We start from the raw sequence: 6,927 nt of genomic DNA, 5'->3' as shown, positions 1-6,927 counted from the left end.
GCGGGGGGGCCCCCCGGGGCCGGCACGCCCCCGCCCCGCGCCCCCCGGCCGGGGGGGGCGCCGCCGCCGCCGGGGGGGGGCGCGGGCCGCGCCCGGGGCGCCCCCCCGGCGCACGACAGAACAGGGGCGGACCATGCAGAAGAGGCGCACTCCGTGGGCGATCGCCTACTTCCTGGTCGGACTTGTCTGCTTGCTGACGGCCGTGGCCGTGGCCGCGTCGAGCACCAGGGTCGACGACCTCATCCCCATCGCCATATTCGGAGTTCCGGGCCTGGTGCTGACCTTCCGCGCCCCGATGTTCGGCGTGTCCTTCGGAGCCTCCGGAGTGAAGTATTCCGGTCTGCTCAACTCGCGTTCCTACGCGTGGTCCGAGGTCCAGGAGGTGAAGTCCGCCGTTGTGACCGGGACGGTGTTCTCCTCCAACGTTCCGGAGCTGGTGCTGGCCTCCGGCAAGGTCGACCAGCTGTCGATCCTGGCGGGCTACGGGGCGGGGGGAAACACGCAGAACGAGCGGGTCGAGCAGTTGGTGACCGAACTGGAGACGACCCGTACGTCCGCCCTCCCCGCGTGATGCCGATGTTCCCGGGGCCGCGAAGGCGCGCTGCGTTTACAACAACGGCCGCCGGACAATGCCGCATCGGGACGAGAGGACCACGGCATGGCATCGATGTACGGACCACTGCGGTACGAGCCGGACGGCGCCCGGCTGGGGTGCGGGAAGCGCAGTGCCGGGGAGCCGGTGTTCGACCGGGAGGGGCTACGGCGGGAGGGCGGCGGGGAGGAGATCCGCTGGGGCGTGATCGAGCGGATCGATGTGGAGATCCGGGACATCGGCCTCAAGTCCTGGGCCCAGAACGCGCTGATGTTCCTGCTCACCGTCGGTTCGGTGACGCAGCGGGCACCGGGGACCGAGGACTCGTACCTCTGGGTGAAACCGGTGGACGGGCCGCCGGTGAACTGGGGCTTCGCGGTGCCGCCGCGGTCCGAGGCCCGCTGGAGCCCGGGGGCTGTACGCAGGTTCGTGCGCAGGCTCGACCGGACCGGCAGGCGGGCCCACCTCGGGTCGCCGGAGCTGGCCGGCAGTCTGGCGGCGCTGCGGCGGATCCCGCGGTTCCCGCCGTGGACGCGGGACCGCGCGGTCGACCGGATCGTCGATGCGCTGCCGGGTACCGATCGGGTGCGGGACCAGCCGTGACGGAACCGATGTGACGCGGCGACACTGAGAGGGGGGATGTGGAACTACGGCCCCTCGGGAACGTCAGGGCGTGGCGCAGTCCGGTGACTTCGCGGCGGCCGGCCGCGAAGCTGGATTCGTCGCTGGGACGGATCGCCGTCTTCCGAGGGCCGATCGGCGGCTATGTGCCGCTCGGCGGGAGCACCGAGCGCTAGGAGTTCGTGCTGAACGGCAGTGAGATCCTCTCGGTCGACGGCCTGGGTACGCCGGGCTACGGGGCCCGGCGTCAGGTGAGGCGCGGGGTGGACGTCTCGCTGCTCGGGGTGAAGGGGCGTGTGACCGGCAGGCGTTCGCTGGGGCCGCGTGGGCGCTTCGTCAGGCTGGAGGCAGGTGGGACCGTGTTCGTGGCCAGGGCACGTCTCCCGCGCAACTACGTCGTCGACTCCTCGGGCGTCGAGCTCGCGGACTTCAACGGACCCGACTGGCTCTTCGAGGCGGCCGAGCCAGGCATTGTCGCGTTCGCGGCTCTTGTCGTCGCGGCCGGCCTCGAGGTGACGCTGACGTCGCCCCTGCTCGAGATCTTCTGAGGCGCCTCCCCCGTCCGCTCCCGCTCCGCAGTGGGATCGGCGATGATGGATCCGGTGTGACGGGTCGTGGGGACGGTCGTCCGGGGCGGCCCGTGCCGGACGAGCATGCGGAGGCCCGATGGAGCACGGTATCGACCGCAACCTCGCGACGTCCGCGGACCGGGCGGACTACCTGGTCGAGCTCTCCAACATCGTCCGGCGCACGGACTTCGGCGGGCCCGCGCCGCGGTCGCTGCACCGGCTGGGCCTGGTGGTGGAGGCGCTGGTGCGGCTCACCGGGGACCGGCGGGTCGCCGTCTACTGCGTCGCCGACCGCAGCCTGCTGGGTGGGCGGCGGGAGTTCACGGAGCCCGGGGACGCGCCGACGTTGGCCCGCTGGGTCGCCGAGGGGCTGGTCGAGGAGGTGCCGGACGCCGACGAGCGGGTGTTGGAGATCGCGGGGATGACCGGAATCCAGGTGGTGACCGGCGACTACTACGACGACCACCGGATCGAGCACCCGTGGATCCAGGGGAACACCTGGCAGTTCCTGCGGCCGGAGGCGGCCGGGCGGGGTGCGGTCCGGCTGGCGCCGCTGGACATGGGGCACCGGACCGGCGCGGAGATCTCCAAGAAGATGGAGCTGTCCGTGCTCAAGAAGCAGGGGCTGCTGACCGCCGCCCGCAAACCGCTGGTCGAGGTGGTCGGGCGGGCCTGGCGCTGCCCCGACGCGCGGTGCAGCCTCTACAGCGTGCACCGCGGCGGGCGGGTGATGCTGCCGCGGATGCGCGGCGGCGTGCCGACCTGCGAACTGCACGGCGCCCCGCTGCTCGACGACGGGGCCCGGCCGGGTGCCGCCCAGGTGAAGCTGGTCCTGGACGGGGAGTGCGTGGGCCGGTACACCCTCGACGAGGGCGCGCACACCGAGGTCGGCCGCGCCCCGGGGACGGCGGACGGCATCGCGCTGGCCGGGCTGCTGCCCGCCGAGCGCGCCGCCCGGGTCAGCCGCCGCCACCTGCTGCTCGCGGTGCGCGGCGGCGCCGTGGTGGTGCGGGACACCAGCACCTACGGCAGCCGGATCCGGGTGGCCGGGCGGCGCGGGCACCTCGGCCCGTGGGAGCCGTTCGCGGGGGCGGCGGCGGCGGGAGCGGCGGCGGGGGCGGGGGCCGACCGGCCGTTCCGACCGGGCGACGAGGTCGAACTCACCCCCGGCCTGGTGCTGACCCGCAGCGGGCGCCGGTTCCCGGCCGAACTGGCCGGCGCCTGGCGGGCGGAGGGGGCACGCACCGCGCTGCCGCCGGGCGCGGCGGAGCCGACCCGCTTCGTCTGACGGAACTTCCCCCCAGCCCCGCTGTCAGACGCTGCGGTCCGTCAGGACCTCCCGGACCACGTGGCGGGCGTTGGTGGCCAGCGGGGGGTTGGTGGTGCGGTAGTACGGCAGCTGGACGAGGGCGATGGACAGCGCCCAGGCACGCCCGCGTTCCCAGGTGGCGTCGTCGACCGCCAGGGCGGAGCGGAAGGCCGGGCGGGCCGCCGCCGGAAGCACGTTCCAGGCGGCGATCAGGTCGACCGTCGGGTCGCCCGCCCCGAGCAGCCCGAAGTCCAGGACGGCGCCGAGGCGTTGCCCGGCGACCAGGAGGTTCCCGGCGGTGAGGTCGCCGTGCACCCAGGCGGCCGGTCCGGTGGGGTCGGGCAGCCGCAGCGCCTTGTCCCAGAGGGCGGTGGCCGCCTCGGTGTCGATCACGCCGCGCAGCCGTCCCACCGCCGCGCGGGTGGCGGCGTCGCGGCCGGCCAGCGGACCGCCGCGGGAGGCCGGCGGGGCGTCCGGCCCCGGCTCGACGGCACGCAGGGCGCCGAGGAACCCGGCCAGGTCCCGGGCGAGTTGCCCGGGATCGGCGAGCGCCCCGGGGGCCGGGTTGACGCCGTCCAGCCAGCGCAGCACCGACCACTCCCACGGGTACCCGGCGGTCGGCCGGCCCTGGGCGATCGGCACCGGTACCGGCACCGGCAGCCGCGGCGCGAGGTGGGGCAGCCAGTACTGCTCCCGCGCGATGTTCCCGGCGGCCCACGCGGCCCGGGGCAGCCGGACGGCGAGGTCGGCGCCGAGCCGGAACATCGCGTTGTCCGTGGCGTTCACGCCGACCGGGGTCAGCGGCAGGCCCGTCCACTGCGGGAACTGGGCCGCGATCAGCCGTCTCACCAAGCCGGTGTCGATGACGGGTTCTTCGTCGTGCAGACGGTCGTGCAGGAAGTCGTCGTCGTGCATGCGGTCGGGCGTCCGGGCGGCTGCGCACATGCCCGGCACTGTACGCCGGGACGGGCCCCGCGATCAGGCGGATTTCGAACACCAGGGTGAGAACGTGAGGACTTCACAGGGGTGTTGGGTTTCGTGGGGGGCGCTCGGGGAGCGCTCGGGGACGCGTCGGTGCTGCCGGGAGCCGCCGGTCCGGGCCGGTCGGCGCGGTCATGGGGCCGGGTGGGGCGGGGCGCCGGGGCGCGCCCGCGACAGCGTACGCCGCCCGGCCGGGGCCGCCGCCGCGCCACGCCCGGGGTGGTGGCGGCGGGGCGGGGCGTCGGTGGCGGCTGTCAGAATGCGGGGGTACGGACAGCAACTCTGAAGAAGGTGACCGGCTTCGTGACCACGCCAGTCGAACAGGCGGCCCAGCAGGCCCAGCAGGCGATCGGGCGGAAGATCGCCGAGGAACTGGGCGTCCGGGAGGGGCAGGTGAGGGCGGCGGTCGAGCTGCTGGACGGCGGTGCGACGGTGCCGTTCGTGGCCCGCTACCGCAAGGAGGCCACCGAGTCGCTGGACGACGCGCAGCTGCGCACCCTGGAGGAGCGGCTGCGCTACCTGCGGGAGCTGGAGGAGCGCCGCGCCGCCGTCCTGGAGTCGGTCGAGTCGCAGGGCAAGCTGGACGACGAGCTGCGGGCGCGGATCCTCGCCGCCGACTCCAAGGCGCGGTTGGAGGACATCTACCTCCCGTTCAAGCCGAAGCGGCGCACCAAGGCCCAGATCGCCCGCGAGGCCGGTCTGGAGCCGCTGGCGGACACCCTGCTCGCCGACCCGACGCAGGACCCGGCGGCGCTGGCCGCGCGGTTCCTCAACGAGTCGGTCGCGGACGCCGCAGCCGCGCTGGAGGGCGCCCGGTCGATCCTGGTCGAGCGGTTCGGCGAGGACGCCGACCTGGTCGGCTCGCTGCGCGAGCGGATGTGGAGCAGGGGCCGGCTGGTCGCCACCGTCCGCGAGGGCAAGGAGCAGGAGGGGGCGAAGTTCGCCGACTACTTCGACTTCGCCGAGCCGTACACCAAGCTTCCCTCGCACCGCATCCTGGCGATGCTGCGCGGCGAGAAGGAGGAGGTGCTGGACCTCGACCTGTCCCCGTACGACGGCGACGAGGGCGGCGACCTTCCCGGTGCCGGTGACTACGAGCAGCGGATCGCCGCCCGCTTCGGCATCGCCGACCACGGCCGCCCGGCCGACAAGTGGCTCGGCGACACCGTCCGCTGGGCCTGGCGCACCCGGGTGCTGGTCCGGCTCGGCATCGACCTGCGCGGCCGGCTGCGGGCCGAGGCCGAGGACGAGGCGGTCCGGGTGTTCGCCGCGAACCTGCGGGACCTGCTGCTGGCCGCCCCGGCCGGCACCCGCGCCACCATGGGCCTGGACCCGGGCTTCCGGACCGGCGTGAAGGTCGCCGTGGTGGACGCCACCGGCAAGGTGCTCGGCCACGACACGATCTACCCGCACCAGCCGGCCAACAAGTGGGACGCCGCGCTGGCGACCCTGGCCGCGCTGGCGAAGAAGCACGGCGTGGACCTGGTCGCGATCGGCAACGGCACCGCCTCCCGGGAGACCGACAAGCTCGCCGAGGACCTCCTCAAGCGGCATCCGGAGCTGGGTGTCACCAAGGCGATGGTCAGCGAGGCCGGCGCCTCGGTGTACTCGGCCTCCGCGTTCGCCTCGCAGGAGCTGCCGGACCTCGATGTGTCGATCCGCGGCGCGGTGTCGATCGCCCGCCGGCTCCAGGACCCGCTGGCCGAGCTGGTCAAGATCGACCCCAAGTCGATCGGTGTCGGCCAGTACCAGCACGACCTGAGCGAGGTGAAGCTCTCACGCTCGCTGGACGCCGTGGTCGAGGACTGCGTCAACGCGGTCGGCGTGGACGTCAACACGGCCTCCGCGCCGCTGCTGACCAGGGTCTCCGGCATCACCGGCACGCTCGCGGACAACATCGTCGCGCACCGGGACGCCAACGGCCCGTTCCGCACCCGCAAGGAGCTCAAGAACGTCGCCCGGCTCGGCCCGAAGGCCTTCGAGCAGTGCGCGGGCTTCCTGCGGATCCCGGACGGCGACGACCCGCTGGACGCCTCCGGCGTGCACCCGGAGGCGTACCCGGTGGTGCGCCGGATCCTGGCCGCGACCGGCGGGGAACTGCGCGAGCTGATCGGCAACGGCAGCCGGCTGCGCGCGCTGCGGCCCGGCGACTTCGCGGACGGCACCTTCGGCGTCCCGACCGTCACCGACATCCTGGGCGAGCTGGACAAGCCGGGCCGTGACCCGCGTCCGGCGTTCCGCACCGCCACCTTCAAGGAGGGCGTCGACAAGATCGGTGACCTGGAGGTCGGCATGGTGCTGGAGGGCGTGGTGACCAATGTGGCCGCGTTCGGCGCCTTCGTCGACGTGGGTGTGCACCAGGACGGCCTGGTGCATGTGTCGGCGCTGTCGAAGAACTTCGTCAAGGACCCGCGCGAGGTGGTCAAGCCCGGCGACATCGTGACCGTCCGGGTCACCACGGTGGACGTGCCGCGCAAGCGGATCGGGCTCACCCTGCGGCTGGACGACGAGGTCGGTCGCGGTGGCGGCGAGGGCGGGCGCGGCGAGGGCGGGCGCGGCGGCGACCGGCAGGCGCGCCCGCCGCGCCAGGAGCGGCGCGGCGGTCCGGGTGGCCAGGGCCAGGCCGGCCAGGGCGGCGGCCAGGGTGGTCGTGGTCAGGGCGGCGGCGGTCAGGAACGCCGGGAGCGGGGCGGGTCGGGCGGTTCGGGCGGCTCCGGGGCGCTGGGCAACAGCGCCATGGCGGACGCGCTGCGCCGGGCCGGTCTGGCCGGCGGCGGTTCGGACGACCGCCGCTCCGGGCGGCGCTGACACACGGCGTGGGGGGGGGGGGGGGGGGCGGCCCCCCCCCCCCCCCC

The 6,927-nt window shown here is 74.6% G+C and carries 6 protein-coding genes; 5 read left to right on the top strand and 1 reads right to left on the bottom strand.

The window, feature by feature from the left end; all coding sequences use genetic code 11:
- The first annotated feature begins 133 nt into the window (after nt 1–133).
- The 4 genes from SM793_RS36045 to SM793_RS36030 all read left to right on the top strand — a co-directional run bounded on the left by SM793_RS36045 (nt 134) and on the right by SM793_RS36030 (nt 3,070).
- Nucleotides 134–571: a hypothetical protein gene (locus SM793_RS36045; protein ID WP_320443362.1), complete on the top strand. Its 438-nt coding sequence runs from the start codon at nt 134–136 to the stop codon at nt 569–571.
- Between the two features lie 87 nt (nt 572–658).
- Nucleotides 659–1,195, top strand: a complete 537-nt coding sequence (locus SM793_RS36040) for a hypothetical protein (RefSeq protein WP_320443361.1) — start codon at nt 659–661, stop codon at nt 1,193–1,195.
- A gap of 200 nt (nt 1,196–1,395) precedes the next feature.
- Nucleotides 1,396–1,761 carry a hypothetical protein gene (locus SM793_RS36035; protein ID WP_320443360.1) on the top strand — a complete coding sequence of 122 codons (366 nt, stop codon included), beginning with the start codon at nt 1,396–1,398 and terminating at the stop codon, nt 1,759–1,761.
- Nucleotides 1,762–1,879: 118 nt separating this feature from the next.
- Nucleotides 1,880–3,070, top strand: coding sequence for an FHA domain-containing protein (locus tag SM793_RS36030; RefSeq protein WP_320443359.1), 1,191 nt, complete (start codon nt 1,880–1,882; stop codon nt 3,068–3,070).
- A gap of 24 nt (nt 3,071–3,094) precedes the next feature.
- Here SM793_RS36030 and SM793_RS36025 read toward each other — a convergent pair whose 3' ends face one another.
- Nucleotides 3,095–4,036: an aminoglycoside phosphotransferase family protein gene (locus tag SM793_RS36025; protein ID WP_320443358.1), complete on the bottom strand. Its 942-nt coding sequence runs from the start codon at nt 4,034–4,036 to the stop codon at nt 3,095–3,097.
- Between the two features lie 339 nt (nt 4,037–4,375).
- Here SM793_RS36025 and SM793_RS36020 point away from each other — a divergent pair, with 339 nt between their 5' ends.
- The gene (locus SM793_RS36020; protein WP_320443357.1) at nt 4,376–6,880 is read left to right on the top strand and encodes a Tex family protein; all 2,505 of its coding nucleotides are present in this window, start codon (nt 4,376–4,378) and stop codon (nt 6,878–6,880) included.
- Nucleotides 6,881–6,927 lie beyond the last annotated feature (47 nt).

This window comes from Kitasatospora purpeofusca (assembly GCF_034043715.1).
GTDB lineage: Bacteria > Actinomycetota > Actinomycetes > Streptomycetales > Streptomycetaceae > Kitasatospora > Kitasatospora purpeofusca_A.
Note: the sequence above shows the minus strand (reverse complement) of the source record. Positions and strands in the feature narration are given on the sequence as shown.